Annotated in this window: 20 protein-coding genes; 16 read left to right on the forward strand and 4 right to left on the reverse strand. The window is 42.7% G+C overall.

The genetic code is table 11. The features are described from left to right. Positions 1 to 52 precede the first annotated feature (52 nt). A complete protein-coding gene (locus R8P61_15110) occupies positions 53 to 700 on the forward strand; it encodes a TetR/AcrR family transcriptional regulator (protein MDW3648393.1) in 648 nt (215 codons plus the stop codon). On the opposite strand, the gene R8P61_15115 is transcribed toward R8P61_15110, so the two are convergent. Next, a complete protein-coding gene (locus R8P61_15115; GenBank protein ID MDW3648394.1) occupies positions 697 to 2112 on the reverse strand; it encodes an MFS transporter in 1416 nt (471 codons plus the stop codon). The genes R8P61_15110 and R8P61_15115 overlap by 4 nt on opposite strands. Before the next feature lie 133 nt (positions 2113 to 2245). Here R8P61_15115 and R8P61_15120 point away from each other — a divergent pair, with 133 nt between their 5' ends. From R8P61_15120 to R8P61_15165, 10 genes are all read left to right on the forward strand, one after another. Beyond that, positions 2246 to 3787 (forward strand): NAD(P)/FAD-dependent oxidoreductase, encoded by a 1542-nt coding sequence (locus tag R8P61_15120; GenBank protein ID MDW3648395.1) that lies wholly within the window; start codon positions 2246 to 2248, stop codon positions 3785 to 3787. A gap of 40 nt (positions 3788 to 3827) precedes the next feature. After that, positions 3828 to 4988 carry a hypothetical protein gene (locus tag R8P61_15125; protein MDW3648396.1) on the forward strand — a complete coding sequence of 387 codons (1161 nt, stop codon included), beginning with the start codon at positions 3828 to 3830 and terminating at the stop codon, positions 4986 to 4988. Next, positions 4985 to 6646 (forward strand): AMP-binding protein, encoded by a 1662-nt coding sequence (locus tag R8P61_15130; GenBank protein MDW3648397.1) that lies wholly within the window; start codon positions 4985 to 4987, stop codon positions 6644 to 6646. Before R8P61_15125 ends, R8P61_15130 begins: the two co-directional genes overlap by 4 nt. A gap of 12 nt (positions 6647 to 6658) precedes the next feature. Beyond that, complete coding sequence (locus R8P61_15135; protein MDW3648398.1) at positions 6659 to 7699, forward strand: alpha/beta hydrolase; 1041 nt, start codon at positions 6659 to 6661, stop codon at positions 7697 to 7699. A 70-nt stretch (positions 7700 to 7769) separates the two neighbouring features. Next, positions 7770 to 8933, forward strand: a complete 1164-nt coding sequence (locus tag R8P61_15140; protein MDW3648399.1) for an acyl-CoA dehydrogenase family protein — start codon at positions 7770 to 7772, stop codon at positions 8931 to 8933. A 94-nt stretch (positions 8934 to 9027) separates the two neighbouring features. After that, positions 9028 to 10209 carry an acetyl-CoA C-acyltransferase gene (locus R8P61_15145; protein ID MDW3648400.1) on the forward strand — a complete coding sequence of 394 codons (1182 nt, stop codon included), beginning with the start codon at positions 9028 to 9030 and terminating at the stop codon, positions 10207 to 10209. 1 nt (position 10210) lies between these two features. Beyond that, positions 10211 to 11392 (forward strand): acyl-CoA dehydrogenase family protein, encoded by a 1182-nt coding sequence (locus R8P61_15150; GenBank protein ID MDW3648401.1) that lies wholly within the window; start codon positions 10211 to 10213, stop codon positions 11390 to 11392. Between the two features lie 66 nt (positions 11393 to 11458). Next, entirely contained in the window at positions 11459 to 12529 is a 1071-nt protein-coding gene (locus R8P61_15155) for an SMP-30/gluconolactonase/LRE family protein (GenBank protein ID MDW3648402.1), read from the forward strand. 114 nt (positions 12530 to 12643) lie between these two features. After that, positions 12644 to 14806, forward strand: coding sequence for a penicillin acylase family protein (locus tag R8P61_15160; GenBank protein ID MDW3648403.1), 2163 nt, complete (start codon positions 12644 to 12646; stop codon positions 14804 to 14806). A gap of 113 nt (positions 14807 to 14919) precedes the next feature. Next, positions 14920 to 15291 carry a DoxX family membrane protein gene (locus R8P61_15165; protein ID MDW3648404.1) on the forward strand — a complete coding sequence of 124 codons (372 nt, stop codon included), beginning with the start codon at positions 14920 to 14922 and terminating at the stop codon, positions 15289 to 15291. Positions 15292 to 15362: 71 nt separating this feature from the next. On the opposite strand, the gene R8P61_15170 is transcribed toward R8P61_15165, so the two are convergent. Beyond that, the gene (locus tag R8P61_15170; GenBank protein MDW3648405.1) at positions 15363 to 15821 is read right to left on the reverse strand and encodes an isoprenylcysteine carboxylmethyltransferase family protein; all 459 of its coding nucleotides are present in this window, start codon (positions 15819 to 15821) and stop codon (positions 15363 to 15365) included. A gap of 201 nt (positions 15822 to 16022) precedes the next feature. On the opposite strand from R8P61_15170, the gene R8P61_15175 reads away from it, so the two are divergent. From R8P61_15175 to R8P61_15190, 4 genes are all read left to right on the forward strand, one after another. Continuing rightward, entirely contained in the window at positions 16023 to 16988 is a 966-nt protein-coding gene (locus R8P61_15175; GenBank protein MDW3648406.1) for an exo-alpha-sialidase, read from the forward strand. A 67-nt stretch (positions 16989 to 17055) separates the two neighbouring features. After that, positions 17056 to 18561: an alkaline phosphatase D family protein gene (locus R8P61_15180; GenBank protein ID MDW3648407.1), complete on the forward strand. Its 1506-nt coding sequence runs from the start codon at positions 17056 to 17058 to the stop codon at positions 18559 to 18561. Further along, a complete protein-coding gene (locus R8P61_15185; GenBank protein ID MDW3648408.1) occupies positions 18558 to 19280 on the forward strand; it encodes an SH3 domain-containing protein in 723 nt (240 codons plus the stop codon). Before R8P61_15180 ends, R8P61_15185 begins: the two co-directional genes overlap by 4 nt. 128 nt (positions 19281 to 19408) lie before the next feature. Next, positions 19409 to 20062 (forward strand): hypothetical protein, encoded by a 654-nt coding sequence (locus R8P61_15190; GenBank protein ID MDW3648409.1) that lies wholly within the window; start codon positions 19409 to 19411, stop codon positions 20060 to 20062. Here the strand turns inward: R8P61_15190 and R8P61_15195 are convergent. After that, positions 20059 to 21105 (reverse strand): lactonase family protein, encoded by a 1047-nt coding sequence (locus R8P61_15195; protein ID MDW3648410.1) that lies wholly within the window; start codon positions 21103 to 21105, stop codon positions 20059 to 20061. The genes R8P61_15190 and R8P61_15195 overlap by 4 nt on opposite strands. A gap of 9 nt (positions 21106 to 21114) precedes the next feature. Then, positions 21115 to 22035 carry a sugar phosphate isomerase/epimerase family protein gene (locus tag R8P61_15200; protein MDW3648411.1) on the reverse strand — a complete coding sequence of 307 codons (921 nt, stop codon included), beginning with the start codon at positions 22033 to 22035 and terminating at the stop codon, positions 21115 to 21117. A 165-nt stretch (positions 22036 to 22200) separates the two neighbouring features. On the opposite strand from R8P61_15200, the gene R8P61_15205 reads away from it, so the two are divergent. Next, complete coding sequence (locus tag R8P61_15205; GenBank protein ID MDW3648412.1) at positions 22201 to 23004, forward strand: helix-turn-helix domain-containing protein; 804 nt, start codon at positions 22201 to 22203, stop codon at positions 23002 to 23004. Positions 23005 to 23015: the final 11 nt, after the last annotated feature.

The raw sequence follows: 23015 nt of genomic DNA on the forward strand, positions 1-23015 counted from the left end.
AATTGAATTATACGAAACGGGAATTAATTAAACCCTTACGGGAAATTTGTTCATGAATAAAACGAAGAAAAAGATCATTTTAGCCTCCATTACCTTGTTCAATGAATTGGGTTTGATGAATGTGAGGAATCAGGATATTGCCAAAGAGGCAGGAATGAGCTTAAGCAATTTTAACTACCATTTCAAAACCAAGCAGGACCTTGTACATGCAGTTACAGATTATATGAAAGATGTGCTGCAAGAAAAGGTTTATGGGAATAAACTTCTGATTAAGGAAGGGAAAGGACTGGACATCACTAAATCATATTTCGAATTTGAAGAGGAATTCCGCTTCTTTTACCTCGACACCTACAATATCCTTCAATCTTATCCCGAGATCAAAAAGGAAATGCAGCAACAAATCCAGGAAGCTTTACAGGTAATCAAAAATCTGAATTATCTGGCTGTCGGTATGGGATATCTAAAAGCAGAGCCTGAGGATATGCCAGGTTTATACGACCAACTTGCAGAACAAATCTGGATTAATAATCACTTTTGGTTTACTCAAATGCATATTCGCGGAGAAGAAGATAATATAGTTATAAAAGGCCTGAGAGCTTGTGTTGCTATTTCTTATCCTTATCTAACCGAAAAAGGGAAAGAAGCATACAATACATTCCTTGAAAGAGCAATCAAAGAGAAAGATGCTCCTGCCGATTAACGAGCTTCCAAAACCGTCCGTATTTCTTTGTATTTAGCCTTATTGATCGGATAATACAGGATAAAAATAATAGAACTTAAATAGAACATAAGAAGGATCGGTCCTCCAACCATACCCAGACCATCTACTGCTTCCTGAGGAATTTCTCCTAGCTTTGCCTGCTTGGGAAATGCGATCCAGCTTAGTAATATTCCTGCGATAAACTGTCCCAATCCTGTGGTACATTTAAAGGCAAAAGACATCGCAGCGAAAAAGAGCCCTTCTTGTCGTTTCTTAAACCGCAACTCATACTCATCGATCACATCTGCCATCATGGAGTTTGCCAAACTAAATGAAACCCATAGAAACATATAGGCTATAATGAGGGTAACAACATAAATCCCAAGCAAGGCAGGATCTCCATTGGAAGGAAAAGCTCCTATCATTCGTAAAAGAAATGGAAGGCTAAAAAATACAGCAAAAATCACGGTGCTGTAAATGGCAGCTCTCTTTTTATCCAATCTTTCCCCTAGACCTGGAGCCACCAGCAATGCCAGGATTCCTCCTATTGCAGAACCAATAGGTAAAGCAGCCATTTCCTTGGTGCTAAATTCGAAATAATATGTCCCAAAATAGGTACTGAATACCACCCCTACCCCTATTCCAACATAAACCATCATAACAAAGAGAATCAGGCTCCAGAAGGATCGCATTTTTGCAGCTTCATTTAAACTGGCAAATAACTGAGTAGTACTTAGCCTTTCCTGTTCAGCTGAAAGTTTAGGCAAAAGGGGGATCATTTTTTTAGTACCATATACACAAACCAAAATGGCGATGATCATTAAAATAGAACAAAGAAGGGCAAAATCAGGATAGGCTGATTTATTAAAAAGGCCATTGCTAAACTCCTCTGTCGCCGGAAAATAAAAGAGAAAACCGATGATCATGATGACAGGGGAAATGAAGGCAGCAAACATGATTCGGTAAGCCGTTACGGAGGTCCGCTCCTTATAATCCGTTGTCAATTCGGCTCCCAAAGACATATGAGGAACGATAAAAAAAGTTAAGGCCAGTCTGACCAGAACTGAAAAACTTGTCATCCACCAGAAGAGACCATTTTGTTCCAGGGATTCTGGAGGAGCAAATAGCAAATAGGTAAAAACACCAAGCGGAAGGGCAGAAACCAACATAAATGGATGTCTTCTTCCCCATTTTGCAGATTTCCATTTATCAGACAACAAACCCACCAGAGGATCAGAAACCGCATCAAACATCAAAGCTAGCAAAGAGGCCGTCCCAGCGAGTGCAGCATCAAGTCCCAAAACCTGACTAAAATAAAAAAAGAGAAAAATCTGAAACAGACCATCCTTTATTCCCTGTGATGAGAAACCCAGCCCATACAGAACCTTAGTAGTAGTAGTTAAGCCCTTCATGTATTCTTTGGTTTAGTATTCAATTTACTAAAATTAAATCATTATTTGTATAGGATATACTAAAATGCTTTCGTAAGTTTAGATATAAGCCTAAAACATCAATATAAAGATAGCTAGCCCTTAAGCCCAAATCATGGAAAATAATAATCAACAAACTACGGCTTCCTATGATATAGCTATCATAGGTGCTGGTTTCGCTGGGATTGGAGCTGGAATCAAACTGCGAGAAAAGGGCAAAAACTCCTTTGTGATCTTCGAGCGCGCAACAGAATTGGGAGGTACCTGGAGAGACAATACTTATCCAGGCTGTGCCTGTGATATTCCTTCTTTTCTCTACTCGTATTCATTCGAACCCAATCCCGAATGGAGTCGTTCCTTTTCCCGACAAGGAGAAATTCTGGAATATCTCAAAGGCTGTGCGGAGAAGTATGATATTCTTCAGCACATCCAATTCAATACCAACATAAAAGAAATCTCTTTCAATGAAACACATGGGTACTGGCATATTTATGATGACAATGGCCGTGAAACCATCGCAAGGGCTATAATCTCTGCGGCTGGACCTTTCAATACTGCATTTTATCCTGATATTAAAGGTCGAGAGAGTTTTCAGGGAGAAAGTTTCCATTCGATGCATTGGAATCATGATTATGACCTTAAGGGGAAAAGAGTAGCTGTGATAGGAACAGGAGCCAGTGCTATTCAATTTATACCGGAAATAGCAAAAGAAGTGGGCGAGCTCATTGTTTTCCAGCGTACTCCTCCCTGGATTCAGCCTAAAATGGACAATAAGATCACAGAAAAAGCCAAAGCTCGCTTCAGAAAATTCCCCTGGTACCAACGTCTTTGGCGGGAATTAATTTATTACTTCCTGGAAAATAGAGGAAAAGCCCATTTTGGTAACAAAAAACTGAGGGCGAAAAGAAAGAAGGAAGCTCTGGATCATCTCCATGCTTCCGTAAAAGATCCGGAATTGAGAAAAAAACTGACTCCGGATTATGAAATTGGTTGTAAACGAATCTTAATCTCTGAAGATTATTATCCGACCTTGCAATTGCCCCATGTTCAGCTTCACACAGATGGGATAGAAGAAATACAGACTAAGGGATTGAAAAGTAAGAATGACTCCTTCATAGAAGTAGACGCGATCATTTATGGAACCGGCTTTTATACGACCGAATTTCCCGAAGCCTATAAAGTAGTCGGAAGAGCCGGAAGAAGTCAGCATGATGAATGGAAAGAATCAGGTCCTGAAGCCTATTATGGAATATCTGTGAGTGGATACCCTAATCTTCTCTACATGGTAGGCCCTAATACCGGTTTAGGCCACAATTCTATCATCCATATGATGGAATCTCAATTAAACTATATTTTAGATTACCTGGACAAATTGGAGCAGACGGATAAAGCATCCGACTATTTTGATGTAAACCCTGAAGTTCAGCAAAGCTTTAATGAAGAAATTCAACAAAGCCTGAAGAAAATGGTCTGGACTGATGGAGGCTGTAAAAGTTATTATCTCTTAAACCGGGATGGCAAAAACACTTCGATCTGGCCCGGATCAACCATTGCATACCGAAAAAGAACCAAAAAAGTAAAACTTGAAGACTATACCCTCATCCAGGGAGATCAAATAAAAGAAATAGATACTTCGAAATTCGAACAATTACGATAAGCCAGCTTTTATTTGTATTCTTATGCAGCTAAAGCGCCTCATGATCTACCTACTCGCACTGATACTGCTACTGCTTGCAGCAGGATATGGCATACGAGAATCTGTAAAGCCCGTATTCCTGCCTGCCCTGGAGCCTGCATATCATTTTCAAGCGACCAGGTTGAGTGAAGGGCCTATCATTTACAGCAAACTCCATCAACGATTATTAACTGAAGAAAAAGAGCTAGGTTATCCCAACATCAATGGACCTTCTCTAATCAGAGTACCCGACTGGCTCCCCCATCCTCTGGGAAAATACTATCTCTACTTCGCGCACCACAAAGGGTCTTATCTGCGATTGGCTTATGCCGATAGCCTCTCAGGTCCCTGGAAGGTTTTCGATTCAGAGATTCTGCCCCTGAATAAAACAGGCCTGGCTACCGAGCCATCTGATAAAGCCTCAGGGGTGTACGATCTTATAAAATATACACACCTAAGCGAAGCTTTGGCTTTGTATAAAATTGGTACTGATGCTCGAAAAGCCTGGGAAGAACGCCAGGAGAAAAAGATAAGAAGCTCTCCTCCAACTACTCCACACGTAGCAAGTCCTGAGGTAATAGTCGACCATGAGCATAAAAAAATCAGGTTGTACTATCATGGCGTTGTTGAGGGAAGTCTTCAGATGACTAAAGTAGCAGAATCAGAAGATGGCCTGGACTTCCAAGCCAGGAAGGGTATCCTGGGTCTTCCCTATATGCGGGTATTTAACTACCGGGGCAAAGTGTATGGAATGTCGATGCCCGGAATTTTGTATCGATCTCGGGACGGAATACGTGAGTTTGAAGTACGTAAACGTTGGCTTTTTTCTACCGACGTACGCCATGCAGGTCTTTATCTGAATGGAGAAGATCTTTATATATTTTTCAGTAAAGTCAGTGATAGCCCGGAACGAATATTCTATACCCGAATGAATATGCGGGCCGAGGATTGGAATGAGTGGGCTGTAGAGCCTCCACGAGAATTATTGCGACCGGAAAGGGCATGGGAGGGAGCGAGTCTTGAAAAGAAAGCTTCCTTAAGAGGGGCCATGGGAGAAGCAGTCAATCAATTAAGGGATCCTGATATTTTTCGGGATGTCGATGGTAAATTATATATGCTATACACAGGAGCTGGAGAACAGGCCATAGGTATAGTTTCGCTCGATAAAATCCAGGATCCATGAGTAAATATGAAATTAGGTTTTATGAATGGGAGAAGAGGCATAGCGAAAAGGTCTATCTCCGTCAGCCATTTGGAGACAGATGGGAAGAATATACCTGGGGAGAAAGCTGTCAGATGGCGAGGAAACTTGCTACTGGTTTGAAATCTTTGGGCTTGCCGGATAAGAGCCATATAGGATTGGTCTCAAAAAACTGTCGGGAATGGATTATTGCAGATATGGCTATCATGATGGCCGGTTATGTTTCTGTCCCTTTCTATCCTACCCTGACTTCTGAACAAATCAATGAGGTAATCAACTTGGGTGATGTCGCAGCCTTGTTTGTAGGTAAAATGGAAGTCTGGGACGAAATGAAAAAAGGAGTCCCTGAAGGAATGCCCATCATTGCCTTTCCTCACTATGAAGGAAATTCGAAAGTCGAAGAAGGAGAACAATGGCATGAGTTTATCAATCGCTTCGATCCCATGGAAGGCCAATACTATCCGGATACCGAAGATATCTGGACCATTGTATTTACCTCTGGAACGACCGGCACACCTAAGGGAGTAGTTCTTCCCTATGCTATCCTGAATAGTACCAGTGCAGTTGCAGAAAAAACCAATGCCCTGAAAATATCTTTTGAAGGAGATAATCGCTTTTTCTCCTACTTGCCCCTCAATCATATAGCAGAAAGAGTAGTAGTCGAAAATTCTTCCTTTGGATATGGGGGAACGATTTCTTTTGCAGAAAATCTGGATACTTTCGCCCAAAACCTCAGAGATGCCCGTCCTACCGTATTTTTTGCCGTCCCAAGGATCTGGACAAAATTTCAAATGGGGGTCTTTTCAAAGATGCCCCAGGAGAAGTTGGATCGATTACTAAAGATTCCCATTGTAAGTGGTCTGATAAAGAAGAAAATCAAAGCCGGCCTGGGCCTGGATAAAGCAAGGGTATGCATGTCGGGAGCCGCCCCTATTGCTCAAAGCCTCAAAGAATGGTATCAAAAACTGGGAATCTTTATTGCAGAAGGATATGGGATGACGGAGAATTGCGCCATTTGCACCAACCTGGCTGGGAAAGATAGTCGTCCGGGGTCAGTGGGCAAACCTCAGGCAAACGCAGAAATTAAAATTGATGAAAGTAGTGGCGAAATTTTGATGAAGGCTCCTTATGTGATGCAAGGCTATTACAAAGACCCGGAAAAAACCGCAGACACCATTCGAGATGGCTGGCTACATACAGGAGACCAGGGTTACATCGATGAAGATGGTTATCTATTTATTACCGGTCGGGTGAAAGACACCTTCAAAACCTCCAAAGGAAAGTTCATCGTACCGGCTCCTATCGAATGGAAATTCGAGCACAATCCAGATATAGAACAGATTTGTATAATGGGATTGGGATGTCCTCAACCTATAGCATTGGCAGTCGCCTCAGACATAGGAAAATCAAAAGCCCAGGAAGAAATAAAGGCCAGTCTCTCAAAAACCCTTGAAGAGGTCAATCAATCCCTACCCAATTACCAGAAAGTATCCAGTCTCGTAATTGTCAAGGAAAGCTGGGGAGTCGATAATGGCTTACTCACGCCTACCCTGAAGGTCAAAAGAGGCGCCATGAACCAAAAATACCAGGAACAATTGCTCAACTGGCATGAAAACACTGATTCTATCATTTTTCAATAACAATCAGCTTATATGTTAATAGCTTTTCTATTTATTCTCGTCCTCATTCCTATAGCTATTTACCTGTATGTGCAATCGGGGCCACAGCTCCCCCCGGAAACGGATACTTTGATCAAAGAAGTACTATCAGAAAAACTGCCAAAGCTAATTAGTGGAAGAACAGGTAAAGCCATGAATGGCCATGTTTCACTCTACTACGAAGTGATGGAAGGAGAAGATCACTCGAAAGGCAACATTCTCCTCATCAATGGGCATAGTTCGACCCTGCTCTATTGGCAGCCTTATTTCTACCAGCCTTTATTGGATGCTGGCTATCGATTGATTCGCTTTGACAATCGAGGGATTGGCATGTCGGATTGGATTCAGAATTGGAGCAAAGAAACGGCATTTACGCTCGAAGATATGGCTAAGGATGCCATGGCAGTTTTAGATGCTTGCGGTATTGAAAAAGCCCATGTCCTGGGTATGTCCATGGGAGGTATGATTGCACAAAGGATAGCCATTAGTCACAGTGAACGTGTACTTTCCCTCTGCTCTATTATGTCGAGCGGATTTATAAATGACCCTGAGTTGACCACCGTACCTGCAAAATTCAAAGCAGATCTTACCAGACTCACGCTTCGATACATGCTCAAACCAACAGAGATCAACCGTATGAAAATGCAGTTGGGGGTAATGAAAGTATTGGAAGGAGATGGGGACTATGCACTTGATCCAAAAGCTGTCCTTCAGGCCACGCTTTACAATATTCGGCGGAGAGATGGTATGAACAAAAAATTGAGAGATCAACATACCTGGGCCATTACCTATTCAGGATCCAGATATGAAGAATTAGCTTCAATTAAGGTGCCCAGCCTAGTCATTCATGGAACCGCTGATCCGCTGGTAGAATTTGAACATGGGAAAAAATATGCCGCAATGATACCCCAGGCTGAGACCTTATTCATTGTGGGAATGGGACATGACATCCCACAGCTTCATATTCAGGAGATTCATAAAGCAATTTTCAGAAACCTGGATGCCATTAAGAATAATCGGAATAAAGTTGCGTAACGCTGATTAGAGATTATCCTGAAAAGCAGAGAAAATATCCGTAGATTCATTTCCCCAAAATTTGAGAGATATGAGCTCCCATTATTTTTCTGAAGAACATGAATTATTCCGGCAAAGTCTGAGGGCTTTTCTAGAGAAAGAAGCGATTCCTTATCTGGATAGTTGGGAAGAGGAAAGGAGAATTCCCCGGAGAATATGGGAGAAGATGGGGGAAATGGGATTTCTGGGTTTATCTTATCCGGAAGAATATGGAGGAGCAGCTCTGGATTTCTTCTATGATGTTGTTTTCAATGAGGAGATGGGCCGCTGCAATTCGGGTGGCTTTGTCATTACTCAACAGGTTGTTCAGTACATGTCCAGCCCCTATATTCTTAAGTACGGTTCGGAGCAACTGAAACAAAAATATCTTCCAGGTATTATTTCGGGCAAAAAAATATCTTGTATCGGGATCACAGAACCGGGGGCAGGTTCGGATGCTGCAAATATTCAGACCCGGGCCATTCGCCAGGGAGATCACTACATCGTCAATGGTTCAAAAACCTTTATAACCAATGGCGTTTATGGAGACTTTATCGTAACGGTAGTCAAAACTGATCCGACGGCTGGGGCAGCAGGAGTAAGCCTGCTTGTCATAGATAGAGATGCAGAAGGAGTTTCAGCCAGAAAGTTAAAAAAACTGGGCTGGCATGCCTCAGATACAGCGGAGCTCAGTTTTGATAATGTAAAGGTTCCGATTGAAAATTTGATTGGTGAAGAAGGCAGAGGATTTTATTACCTCATGAATGGACTACAACTTGAAAGGCTTTGTTTCATTCCTGGCAGTGTTACGTCTATGGAAACAGCCATAGACAAGTCCCTGCAATATATGTCAGAACGGGAAGCCTTCGGCAAACCCATCAACAAATTTCAAGTACTCAGGCATCGCATCGCCCAATTGGCATCAGAAGTCGAGGCCCTCAAAGCTTTTAGCTACCATTGTTGCCAAATGTATGGGGATGGGATATACGATGTAAAGCTTTGCTCCATGGCCAAACTTATCTCCACAGAATTACAGGAAAAAGTTGCCACCCAATGCCTCCAATTCTTTGGAGGTTATGGATTTATGGAAGAATATCCCATGGCTCGCATGTACAGAGATGTGCGTGTCGGGACCATAGGAGGAGGTTCTTCTGAGATCATGCGAGAAATTATCTCCAAGATCGTCATTGATGAAATGAATTATGAGAAAGTATAAAAAACGTGTTCGAGTGTTAACGTTTTAGGGTATTGGAGTTAATCTTCGCTCAACGCTAATACACAAGCACGCTAACACGCTATAACCCTTAATTATGAAAGAAGCCGTAATCGTATCAACAGCAAGAACAGGCATCGGTAAAGCCTACCGGGGAGCCTTCAACAATACAAATGGACCTACACTCGGAGGACATGCCATCCGGGAAGCAGTAAAAAGAGCGGGAATAGATCCGGCTGAGGTAGATGATGTAATCATGGGCTGTGCCATGCCTCAGGGAACCACAGGTATGAATATCGGTAGGTTAACTGCCCTTGCAGGTGGCCTCCCCGTCACGGTAAGTGGCATGACTGTAGACCGCCAATGCTCTTCAGGTATGATGGCCATTTCTGTGGCCGCCAAACAAATCATCCATGATGGTATGCAAGTCGCTATCGGAGGGGGCCTGGAGTCTATCTCTTTGGTTCAGAATGAGCATATGAATAAACACAGGCTAATAGATAAAGCCCTTGTAGCCCAACACAGAGATGTTTATATGCCTATGCTCCAAACGGCAGAAGTTGTAGCCAAAAGATATGGCATCTCCCGCGACCAAATGGATGAGTATGGATACCAAAGTCAGATGCGTACAGCCGCCGCACAGGAAGCCGGGAAATTTGATGATGAAATCATTCCGATGACGACCACCAAAGGAGTATTGGATAAAGCAACTGGCAACATTGACTTTGAAGAAGTTACCCTGACCAAAGATGAAGGAAACCGCCCAAGTACCAATATGGAAGGCCTGTCAAATCTTCGTTTGGTAATCGAAGGCGGAACCATTACTGCAGGAAATGCAAGCCAGCTTTCAGATGGAGCTTCTGCATCCGTCCTTATGGATAGCAAATTGGCAGAGCAAAGAGGACTTGAGCCCTTGGGTGCATACCGAGGGATTGCTGTAGCAGGATGTGAACCAGACGAAATGGGCATCGGCCCCGTTTTCGCAGTACCCAAACTCTTAAAAGCACATGGATTGAAAATGGACGATATCGGACTTTGGGAGCTGAACGAAGCTTTCGCAGTTCAGGTACTCTATTGCAGGGATCGCCTGGGTATTCCTGATGAAATTTTGAATGTAAATGGAGGAGCTATTTCTATCGGACATCCCTATGGCATGTCAGGAGCCAGAATGGTTGCGCATGCATTGATAGAGGGCAAAAGAAGAGGTGCCAAATATGTAGTCAGCACCATGTGTGTAGGCGGCGGTATGGGAGCTGCCGGGCTTTTTGAAGTTTACTAAGATGCAAAGTTATTATTTCACCGAAGAGCATGAATTGTTCCGCTCCTCTTTTAGGGCTTTCCTCGAAAAAGAAGTCAGGCCATATGTAGATCAATGGGAAAAAGATGGACATCTACCCAGAGAGATTTACAAGAAATTTGGCGAAATGGGCTTCTTTGGAATGTCCTTACCCGAAGCATATGGAGGCATAGGAGGAGATCTTTGGTACAATGTGATTTTTGATGAAGAAATAGCAAGGATGAATTCCGGGGGATTTGGTGCATCGATTGGTGCCCATCCCCTACTGGCTCTCACCCATCTGAATGCAGAAGGGAATGAAGCCCAAAAACAAACATACCTCCTACCGGGAATTGCAGGCGAAAAAGTAGGCTGCCTGGCAATAACAGAACCTAATGGAGGTTCAGATGTAGCCGGAGTCACAACAACTGCCATACGCAAAGGGGACCATTATCTTGTAAATGGTTCCAAAACCTTTATCACCAATGGAGTCCTGAGCGATTTTCTGATCGTAGTCGTAAAGACAAATCCTGATATGGGGGCAAAAGGGATTAGCCTCCTGATTATAGACAGGGATAGCCCGGGTCTATCTGCCACAAAATTGGACAAACTGGGCTGGAGAGCTTCCGATACCGGAGAAATCGCTTTTCAGGATGTAAAAGTTCCCATCGAAAACCTACTTGGAGAAGAGAACAAAGGCTTTTTGTACATTATGCAACACTTTGTCTCTGAAAGGCTTTCTCTTGCAGTCGGTGGATACGCATCTTCTGCTTATGCATTGGAACTTAGCCTCCAATACATGAATGAAAGAAAAGCCTTTGGAAAGAAGATCAACCAATTCCAGGTATTGAGGCATCGGATAGCGCAAATGGCAGCAGAGATAGAAATGAATAAGATCTTTGTTTATAGTCTGTATCGACGCTATCTTGCTGGGGATTATATTGTTAAAGAAGCTTCGATGGCGAAGCTATTGGGGACCCAATTGGCAGATAAAGTAATGACGCAATGCCTTCAAATGTTCGGAGGCTACGGATTCATGGAAGATTTTCCCCTGGCACGAATGTTCCGGGACGCAAGACTTGGACAAATCGGAGGAGGTACTTCCGAAATTATGTGTGAGATTATTGCAAAAACCATGATAGATGGACGGGGGTACAAAGAACCCGCTGAACGTAAGTATAATTGACAAAAGGAATCAGCTCAAGGAAATCTTAAACGCGGCGCAAGGGCCTAAGTTTAATAGAGCGGCAAAATGAAGAAATTATTACTGGGCATACTATTGATGCTGGTATTGACCAGCCTGTATTTTCTATTCTATCCGGTAGATTTTGATCCCGTAGCCTATTCTCCACCAGAGAATCCAGGCTTCGAAGGAGTATTTGCACCAAATCAAAAGCTTGATCAGCTACAATTTATTCTTAATGAAACAGGCATGGCACCAGAGGATATTGCCCTGGGGCCAGATTCAGCCTTATACACAGGTTTTGATGATGGTAGAATCGTAAAATTTAGCCTGGAAGGAGAATTGATTGCTACCCTGGGAAATACGATCGGCCGTCCGCTCGGAATGAAATTTGATCCTGCTGGAAAATTGATCATTGCAGATGAATATAAAGGTCTGATCAGCATGGATGAGTTAGGAGAAGTGAGGGTATTGACCAATGAGGTCGCGGGTACTCCCATTCATTTTGCAGATGATCTTGACATTAGTTCCGAAGGCATCATCTACTTTACCGATGCCTCTCAAAGGAATCATGCAGATGAAATCGAAAAAGAATTTTGGGAACTACAACCTACAGGAAGGTTATTAAGTTACCATCCCGAAAGTCAGGAAACCCGACTTGAACTTTCCGGTTTAAGGTTTGCAAATGGAGTAGCCATCGGGCCAGAGGAAGAGTACCTGCTCATAAATGAAACCGTAGGCATGCAAATCATGAAATACTGGCTTAAAGGACCTAAACAAGGTCAGGCTGAGGTTTTCTTTGATCAACTCCCCGCCTATCCGGACAATATAAATTTCGATGGAGATTCTTTATTCTGGGTTGGACTTAGCCAGGCAAGAAATCCGGCTTTCGAAGAGCTGTATGAAAAGCCTTTCACCCGAAAAGTCATTGCCCGACTGCCTAAATTCCTAACAGAAACCGAAGAAGTTGCCCCTATGGGATTGGTACTTGCCATCAATCTTAAAGGCGAAGTGATCCATTTTCTCCAATCCCCTACAGGCAAGATTCATGATGTAACCAGCGTCCTTCCGATTGGGAATCAGCTTTACCTCGGCAATCTGGAACATACCGCTATTGGCAAACTCCCTATCCCCCAATAAGTTTCCTTTCTTTCTCTATTAGCGAAGAATTCCTCCTTCTTTGCCTTGCAACTCCCTTCTTCGAATCAAAAAGAAATGCTAATTTCCATTAGCCTTTCAACCAAATGATCAATAATGAGAAACCTACTGCTACTTTTGCTAAGTCTATCCTATCTTTCCTCTTTTTCCTTTAGCCCCGAAGAAATCGCTCGCTGGGAAAAACGAGCAGAAGGAATCGAAATAATCAGAGATAGCTGGGGCATCCCTCATGTCTATGGGAAAACAGATGCGGATGCCATTTTTGGAATGCTCTATGTCCAGTGCGAAGATGATTTTGCGCGGGTCGAAAGAAATTATCTGGACGCCACAGGACAAATGGCCCTCGCTTATGGGGAAGATTATATTTATCATGATTTAAGAGCTCGCATGTTTCTCGATTCGGTGGAAGCAAAAGCCTACTATGCGAAAAGTCCACAATGGATGAAAGACCTTTGTGATGCCTTTGCAGATGGTATCAATTTTTACTTGTATAAACATCCGGAAGTCAAAACGGATTATCTGACACGCTTCGAGCCCTGGATGCCTTTTACTTTTAGTGAAGGAAGCATAGGAGGTGATATAACCCGTATTCCTCTTCAGGGAGTCAAGGCCTTTTATGGAGATGGAAAAATGAGTTTTCTCGATGATCGCTGGGCATTGGAAGAAGCACCTACAGGTTCCAATGGATTTTCGATTGCACCTGCCAAAAGCAAAAGCGGAAATTCCCTTTTCCTCATTAATCCTCATACATCCTTTTATTTCCGTTCCGAACTCCATGTAAATAGTGAAGAAGGACTCAGAGCCTATGGAGCCGTAACCTGGGGCCAATTTTTCATCTACCAGGGCTTCAATGAAAACTGTGGATGGATGCATACCTCTACCTATGCAGATGCGATAGATCAATACGAAGAGACCATCATCAAAAAAGGAAATAAATACTTCTATAAGTATGGGAAAAAAGAAAGAGCTATAACTGAAAAGACAGTATCCATTCCCTATACTTCTGGAGATGAAATCAGAAGAAAAGAATTCACCCTCTATTTTAGCCATCATGGACCTATCATAAGAAGTCAGGGAGAAAAATGGATCAGCTTTCGAATGATGAATCGGCCGCTTGATGCCCTAACGCAATCATTTATGCGAACCAAAGCTACGGGCTATAAGTCATTCAATAAGACGATGAAAATCCGAACCAATTCCTCCAATAATACGGTCTATGCAGATAATTCAGGTAATATCGCCTACTGGCACGGCAATTTCATTCCTAAGCGAAATCCTGAATATGACTATAACGGCTTGATCGATGGGAGTAATCCCAGGACTGATTGGGGAAGGCTGCACAAAGTCAAAGAAATGATCCATGTGCTAAATCCTTCCACGGGCTGGATTCAGAATTGCAATGCCACGCCTTATACCGTAGCGGGAAATGCTAGTCCCAGCAGAAGCAATTATGCAGAATACATTGCACCTGATCTGGAAAACTTTAGAGGAATCAATGCAGTAAAGGTCTTGAGTAGATATACTTCTTTCGATATTGAAGATTTGAAAGAGGCTGCCAATGATCCATATTTGGCCTTTTTTGAAAAAACCATTCCTGCTTTGGTAGCGGCATATGATCAACAAAAGAGTGGAAATCAGGACATGAAAGAAGCTATTGATCTATTGAGAAGTTGGGATAAAGGATATGGGGTTGAATCCATTGAAACTTCATTGGCGATTTATTGGGCGGAGCAATTACGCCCCACGGTATTGGCAAATACTAGCCGGCTTGAAAGGAGACAGAGCATGTTTGACCAATTGTTGATAGACAAAATTTCAGCTACAGAAAAACTAGCTGCCTTTAAACGGGCGATGGATAAGTTGAAAGAAGACTTTGGGACCTGGAAAACGCCCTGGGGTGAGATCAATCGATATCAAAGGCTGACCGGAAAAATAGAAGAAAGCTATGATGATGAGGGAGAAAGTATTGCTGTTGGATTTAGCAGTTCTCGCTGGGGTTCGCTGGCTGCTTTCAACACAAGATCACCGGGAACCAAAAGACGCTATGGCCGCTCTGGTAATAGCTTTGTAGCAGTCGTCGAATTTGGCCCTAAACTCAAAGCCCAAACCATCGTCAGCGGTGGCCAAAGCAATCAACCTGATTCCAAACACTTCGGCGATCAGGCGGTTAGGTTTAGCAAAGGTCAATTTAAAGAAGCCTATTATTACCGGGAAGATGTTATGAAGAATTCTGAAAGGAAATATCGACCGGGGGAATAGGGAAAGTGTTCTAGTATTCTTGTGCTCAGGTATTCTAGAGAACTTTTTACCTCTGATAAAAAATCTTACTAATCCACAACAGGAATCCCCAGAATCCTGGAAAACAAGAATACATGAACACCCTTAAACTTATCCTCCGCCTACTCATGGCAGCATTTATGATCTATGGTGGAGTCAATCACTTTCTGAATCCTGCATTTTATGAACCTTTTATGCCCGATTTTTTCCCAAAAGATTTGGCAAATTATGCTTCGGGAGCAGCAGAAATTATCATGGGAATTGCTTTGCTTATTCCCAAATACCGTAGACTCGCTTCATGGGGCCTCATAGGACTTATGCTAGCTTTTCTACCTCTCCACATTTGGGATTTATTTAAGGAAAACCCGGCCATTGGCAGTAAAACAGCTGCATGGGTCAGGATATTTGTTCAATTCCTATTCATCGCATGGATTTGGTGGGTAGGACAGGAAGACAAGAAAAATTAAGTATTCTTGTCTTCTCGTGTTTATGAAATAATCACAAAAACACCTGAATACCAGAACACGAGAATACCTCTCTATAACCACCTCCTTACCTTCTCGGTATAGACGGTATAGCTTTCACCAAATTTCTCCTGAAGAGCTTCTTCTTCTGATTTAATCTGAACTCGACTCATATAGACATAGAAGAAAGCCAGTACAAATAAAGCCAGGGCATTTTGCAGATAAAAGGCCCAACCGATCAGGATAGCCAAAAGACCGAGGTACATCGGGTTTCTGGTCCATTGAAAGATACCCTCAGTAATCAGTACAGAAGTCTTGGAAGGATTCATGGGATCAAGACTTGTTTTAGCTGCTCGAAAGGCAATAATTGCTGCCATTCCGCTTGCAGATCCCAAAATCATAAAAACCAAAAATACAGACTTTCTCCAGGAAGCCTCAACTTCAAATTCACCGAATTCAATATAATTTGCGATGGCCCACATGGCCAGGCCAGAAAGAAATGTGAGAACGGGAGGTACTATACGTAGTTTCATCTGCTGTATTTTTACTAAATAATAGATTGGCTCTAATTACATATGTAAGTAAGCAGTAGTATCCCTATTTGATAGGCAAGACCCTTTCTATTACAATTTATCGAATCTTTTTCCCCTTTAAAAACCAAACGTAAAAGACCAAATTAGCCCACCCCATCCAAACTCCTCTCGTTATCTGTTTTTAGCCACCACCTCAGACCAATGAAAAAAATTAGCCTACTACTAGCTATTCTGACCCTCTTTTTTGCCTGCTCCAAACCCAGGCAAGCGGAAACAGCAAATCAACTGGACCTTTTGACAAAACCGGATTCAACTGCATTGTTTGGACCTGGATATGTTTCTACTCCCCTAAATGAAAGAGACCTTGCTATAAATCCCGCAGGAACTGAGCTTATTTTTACCCGTGGAAACCATACCTATGGCATAAGGGCTTTAATCAGCATCAAGAAATTCGGCGAGAAGTGGGAGGAAGCAAGCATTCTTCCCTTTTCCGGTTCCTACCATGATTTAGAACCCTTTTTCAGTCCGGACGATCAAAAACTATTCTTTGCCTCCAATCGGCCCATAGCAGAGGATAGCTCACGCAAAGACTACAATATCTGGTATGTCGAGCGCAGAGGAGATTCCTGGTCAGAGCCCTTTGCCCTGGATAGCCTCATCAATACCCGGGGAAATGAATTTTTTCCGGCAGTTGGCGAAAGTGGTAATCTCTATTTCACAGCTGCCTATCCGGGTCATCCGGGAGGAGAAGATATTTACCTCAGCAAATGGGAGAATGGGAACTACACAGCGCCTATTGCCCTGGACTCAGCGGTAAATTCGCCTTCCTATGAATTCAATGCCTATGTATCTCCCAAAGAAGATATCATTGTTTTTAGTTCTTTTGGAAGAGCAGATGGCAAAGGAGGGGGAGATTTGTACCTGAGCAAAAAAGATGAGGCAGGGAATTGGCAAAAGGCTTATCCGCTAACTGCTATTAATACCCCCGCTCTCGACTACTGTCCTTTCATTGACCTTCCCAGAGGGAATTTGTACTTCACCAGTAATTCAGGGGAGGAAGCCCCGAAGAAACTTAAGCATCCAGATCAATTTATCAGTTTGCAAAAGGAAATCAGAAATAGAGCGGGTAATATTTATCGGATTGATCTCGATCAAATTATGCAATAGCTCATCAATCAGGATTTTAGCCCAAATTTTCTGTTATTTTGTAGCATAGTTTTCTTGAGTCAAATCTATGAAAAAGTCTTTGCTACTACTATTGCTGTTTTCTTTACTCGCCTCCTGCGATTTGGAAACGCAGGGATATAAATTTCATCTGGGACAAGGCATTATGATTGGAGAAGTGAGCGAAAATTCTGCAATTCTTCAGGCCCGCCTAACTACCAGCCCCAAGCTCATCGAGGATGATATGCCGGGAATTACAGGCACAGGTATCTTTGAAGTAAGTCCCAATGAGGATTTTTCCTCTCCAACTTTTACACACAATGTGCTTGCGCTGAAGAAGCAGGACTACATCATGAAATTTCAGCTAAATGATCTCCTCCCTGATACTCGCTATTACTATCGCTTACTCTATGGAACTGTCGGTAAGCTTTATCTCACTAGCAAACCCGGAAGTTTTAAAACCCTGGCAGGAGCTGAAATAAGTAGTGATCGCTCTTTTGTGGTAGTTACCGGAATGAATAATTACTACTTCCATTATGGAAAATACAATGCAGCCAAAGCATATAAAGGGGCAGATAAAGAGAAAGGATTCCCGGCTCTGGAGGCTATAAAAAATTTGGCGCCAGATTATTTCATTGGAACGGGAGATAATGTGTATTTCGATCATCCTAACCAAAAGGGCTTCAAAGCTGCACAAGAAAGAGGTGATAATCCCCATCCGGCTACCTATGGAGGAAAGGCTGTCGAGGATGAAGCCGGAATGCGAAAGAAATACCATGAACAGTTTAGCCAGCAAAGGTTTATAGAACTTTTTAGACAAGTGGGTACCTATTGGGAAAAAGATGACCATGATTACCGATTCAATGATGCGGATCCTTTCCGAGACTTTCCGATCTCTCATGAATTAGGAATCAAAAACTTCCGGGAGCAATTACCGGTAGTAGATCCCAAAGATCCTCTTGCGAAAACCTACCGCAAGCATCGCATGAATAAGGAGCTAGAAGTCTGGTTCCTGGAAGGTAGAGATTATCGTAGTAATAATCAGGATGAGCCTTCTAACACAAAAACGATTTGGGGGGCAGAACAGAAAGCGTGGCTGAAGGAGAGTTTGAAAAAAAGTGATGCAAGCTTCAAAATCATCATCTCCCCTACTCCTATGGTTGGACCCGATGATGCCTACAAAAAAGACAATCACACAAATCCCAACGGATTTCGACAGGAGGGAGAAGCTTTTTTTGACTGGCTAAATGAAGAAGAATTCCCTCATGACAAGCTCTTTTTCATTTGTGGGGATCGCCATTGGCAATACCATGCTAAACATCCCAGTGGATTCGAAGAATTTGCCTGCGGTGCACTCGTTGATAATAATAGCCGAGTGGGCCGTGTTGCAGGTGGTCCGAAAAGTACAGATCCCGAGGCCTTGATCAAACAATTTTATATACAGGACGAAGCAGATGAGGCCAGTGGTGGCTTTCTCCACCTAGCCACTGAATCAGCGAATGGAAATACTAAACTCATTTTCAGTTTTTATGACGAAAAAGGAGAACTACTCTATCAAAGCATCAAAGAATCATGAAGCCTTTACTTCTCAGTTCCCTCTTTCTCCTTGCTCTTTTCTCATATTGCTTTAGTCAGTCTCCAAAAGTGGGCCTGATCCTCCCCCCCGAACAAATGGGGACAACTTATAAATGTTGCGTAGCCATACCTCAAAGTGGGTTTACCCTCTATGAGGAAGCAAGAGACAATTCTATAGGAGGATGCATTCTTCCTGGCAAGCAGGAAAATTCGCAGGAATACTACGGCTATGAAACTTATCCCAAATCTGGTTCAGAGATGCTGAAGTTTGAGGATATGCATCGCTTGAGTTATGAAGTATATTGCCTGGAATTTTGGGAAGAACGTGCAGGCTTTGTTCGTATCAATGAAACCTACTGGGTCAAAAAGGAGGAGATCAACAAACAGGGCTTTAGCCTATCATACTGGATGGATTTTCTTGTAAAAAACAGCGGAAACTTCCTGGGCTACTATGCCAATGATTCAGGTTTGAATCTACGCAAAGGAGTGGGAACTGAATTTGAAAAAATAGTTACCATGCGTGGAGATGAAATGGAAATAAGCCTTACTGGAGAGGTCAAGGGATTGTGGGCGAAAGTAAAGGTCAAACAATACAAAGAGCATCCCTGCAATCAAATGGAAGAGGGTGAACCCCAGATTATCAATACCTATGAAGGTTGGGCGAAAATCCTGGATGATTCCGGAACGCCCAATATTCATTATTATGCAGGAGGCTGTTGATTGAGGAATTGAAGAACAAGGAACAAGGATTGGAGAATGGAGAAGGAAGGAGCTAGTTTTAATTTGAAAATTTTCCGCTTTTACCTTCCTTGTTTTTACTTCTTACCTTTTTCCCAAAAGCCATATTCATGAAAATCTATAAACATCCCCATGTCCAGCAAGTTCAGGAATTCTATGGAGAGCTTCTTAAGGATTTTCATCTCCACTATAGCGTGCAGGAACATTTGAGACTTTTGGCTGAAAAGCTTTGGTCAGGTATAAAGAGTGAGCATGAAGTAGTCGCCATAGAATTATCAAATTACCATCCGAACTATTTGGGTGAAAAATGGCAAGAAATAAAAGAAAACAAGCTGTCAAAGGCAGATGCTTTTCGCTGCATAGCGGCTCAGTATGGATTTGGAGAATGGGAGAAAGTTGAAGCACTTGGGAATCAAGCCTATCATCAGGATTTTGAGCAATTGGTGGATCTCTTGTTGGCGGGAGAAATATCTGAGCTAAAGTCTTTGGTTAAAGAATCTCCTGAGATCATTCAGCTCAGGTCCAGCTATGGTCACCAGGCCAGTATCCTCCACTATTGCGCAAGCAATGGTATGGAACTATGGCGTCAACAAGTTCCTGCAAATTTGGTAGCTATAAGCGAATTCCTGATAGCAGCGGGTGCAGATAAAAGCGCCAAAATGAAGGTCTACGGAGGAGCGTTTACTCCTTTACCCTTATTAGAGACCAGTGCCCATCCTTTAGTAGCTGGGATCATGGATGAGATGAAGGCTGTTTTAAGCTAAAATTCAATACAAACGGGCGTCTTACATTCAAACACATGCACAATACCCGGGATAGGTCTTCCTTTCTTGTCCAGTTTATAAACCGAAATATTGTTGCTATTCTGATTGGCACAGAGTAAAAAACTCCCACTGGGATCGACCTGAATATCGCGAGGCTCCTTTCCCCCGGAAGGAAGTCTTGCCATAAAGGATAGCTTTCCTTCCTTATCTATAGCATAAGCCGTAAAACTATTGTGTTGGCGATTACTCACATACAATGCTCGAGCCCTTGGATGAATCCGGATGGCGGCTGAAGAAGGCATTCCCTTGAAATCGGGAGGCAAGGTATTGATCTCGTTTTTAATACTGAGTCCACCCGAGGATTTCCGATATTTTGCTACAGATAAAATGGCCGTCAATTCAGAAAGAATGTAGGCGATGGGTTCGGCAGGATGGAAAACCATATGCCGGGGCCCCGAACCCGGAGGAAGACTGAGTGCATTTTTTGCCTTTTCCAAAGGCTTTTTTAGTCTATGACTCCAAATTTTATCTGAACCTAAATCGCATACATACAGATACTTCTTATCAGGGGAAAGAATAGATTGATGTGCATGCGCTTTTTCCTGCCGAGCTTTATTAGGTCCTTTTCCTTTATAACTAAAAGACTTTTCCAGACTTAGCTTTCCTTTTTTACTCTCAAATACATCCAATAGTCCATCTGCATAAGAAGTAGCAAAGACCCTCCCTTTATGATGCAAGACATGGCAGACAGCTTTCCCGCTCGCCTGCACCTTGTCTATCCGCTTAAGTTTCTGAGACTTTTTGATCTCATAACTCACTACCTTGCCTTCCTTTTTTTGAAAAGCCTGGGAAACATAGAGAATGCCTGCTCGCTCATCATGGGAAAGATAAGCGGGATTCATGCCCTTTTCAGAGGTATGCACCTGCTCGATTACGCCCGTTTCCAAATCCAGGTTGCAGGAATATACACCTTCCCCACAGGCGTTAGGCGCATGTGCTACGGCTTGGGTATAACATCCGACAAAGAATGGCAAAGAAGGCATAAGGGCTAATTATAGTTTGGGAATAAATTGTCGCAAATAGGTATGGCTTTGAACCAAAGAAAGTTTTTGTTTTTCCAGCGAGCCTTCATAGGCTCTATCCTCCACTTCCACACAAACGGGCCCATCATATCCGGCACTTGTCAAAACGGAAAAGAATTTCCCCCAATCAATCTCTCCCATGCCCGGCAATTTAGGGGTATGCCATTTATTGGGAGGGGCCATAATCCCATATTCGTCCAACAAGTGTCGATCGATGCGCACATCCTTGGCATGTATATGAAAAAGTTTGTGAGCATACTTCCTCATCGGCGAAAGGTAATCCATGTGTTGCCAGATCATATGAGAAGGGTCATAATTGAGCCCAAAATGATCACTGGGAATATCCTCCCACATCTTCTTCCAAATGGCTGGAGTTGTTCCTAAGTTCTTTCCACCCGGCCATTCATCATTCGTAAAAATCATGGGGCAGTTTTCAATACCAACACGCACCTTCATGGATTCTGCGTAGGCGATAATGTCCTTCCAAACCTCCATAAATCGCGGCCAGTTCTCTTCGACAGATTTGGTATGATCACGACCGATAAAAGTATTCATCTGAGAAATTCCCAATTGAGCCGCTGCCTTTATCACTTTTTTGATATGGTCAATATAAACGTCTCCTTCTGCCTTATCTCCTACCAATGGATTGGGATAATAGCCGAGAGCACTTATGCTAACTCCATATTTCTCACAAAGTCGATGAACCTCCTTTGCCTCATCCACTCCAAAATCACTGACATCAATATGGGTAACTCCCGCATAACGTCTTTCTGCTTTCCCCTTTGGCCAGCACATGACTTCAACACAGTCATATCCGGTTTCGCCGGCAAATTTCAGTACTTCTTCTAAATCCAAATCCGCTAATATCGCACTTGCAAATCCTAGTAGCATATTCTTTTTCTTAGATCCTGTAATGAGAATAGAAATTAGAAAGAATTCGGTGACAATTCAATTTATAAAAGAGATTATAGGCGGAATCTTTTTTCTTCAGAAATAGCAGGATTTGTAAAGTTTGAACTTCTTTGTATCTATAATTTTAAGGTCAAGTGTCATTTTATGCGCATAGAGATTGAAAAAGCCCTGGTCCTGATTTCTCAAAAGTTCAGGCAGAAATTGACCACAGAAATGTTGGCCGAAGAAGCGGGCTTATCCGCTTTTCATTTTCATCGTCTTTTTGTTGAGGAAAACGGACTCACGCCGCAAAAATATATTGAAAAACTCCGACTGGAACATGCAGCCCATGTTATGGTACTCAATCCCGGTCTTAAAATGATACAGTTGGCTTTTGAAAGTGGTTTCTCCTCCCCTTCCAGTTTCAGTCGGTCTTTCCAGCAATATTTCAGGATGAGTCCCAGTCGATTCAAAAAGGAACAAAGGCCGACTTATCAGGGAGATGCCACAGCTACAGAAGAACATTATCGGCTAACGAAAGGTTTGGAGATATCCTACCTGGGTCATCAGTATTTCAAGACCCAATTGATCCATCCCATACCGGAAGAGATAGAAGCTAAAGCAAAGGAGCTTTGTCCAGATGAAGATAGAATCATCTATGGAATTTACCTGGATGCACCCATTCATCATGATCCCTTGGATTGTAGGTATCTGATTGGATTGCCCTCAAAAAAAACTGCCAATCACAATGCCAATATGGAAGGGGGCTATTTTCTGCATTTCGAAGTCCTTGGCAATATGGATGTTCTCAGAGAACAATTACTGGGCATCCATAAATACCTCCTCCACCTCAACTACGCCATCAAGACTCCCATAGCTATGGAGAAGTTTCAAGTTGCTAAAAATGAGACTCCTTTTAGGTATCTCGATAGCCCTCGTGAACTCTTTATCCCCATTATCAAAAAATAGCAGGATTTGAA

Source organism: Bacteroidia bacterium, from assembly GCA_033391075.1.
Classification (GTDB): domain Bacteria; phylum Bacteroidota; class Bacteroidia; order J057; family J057; genus JAWPMV01.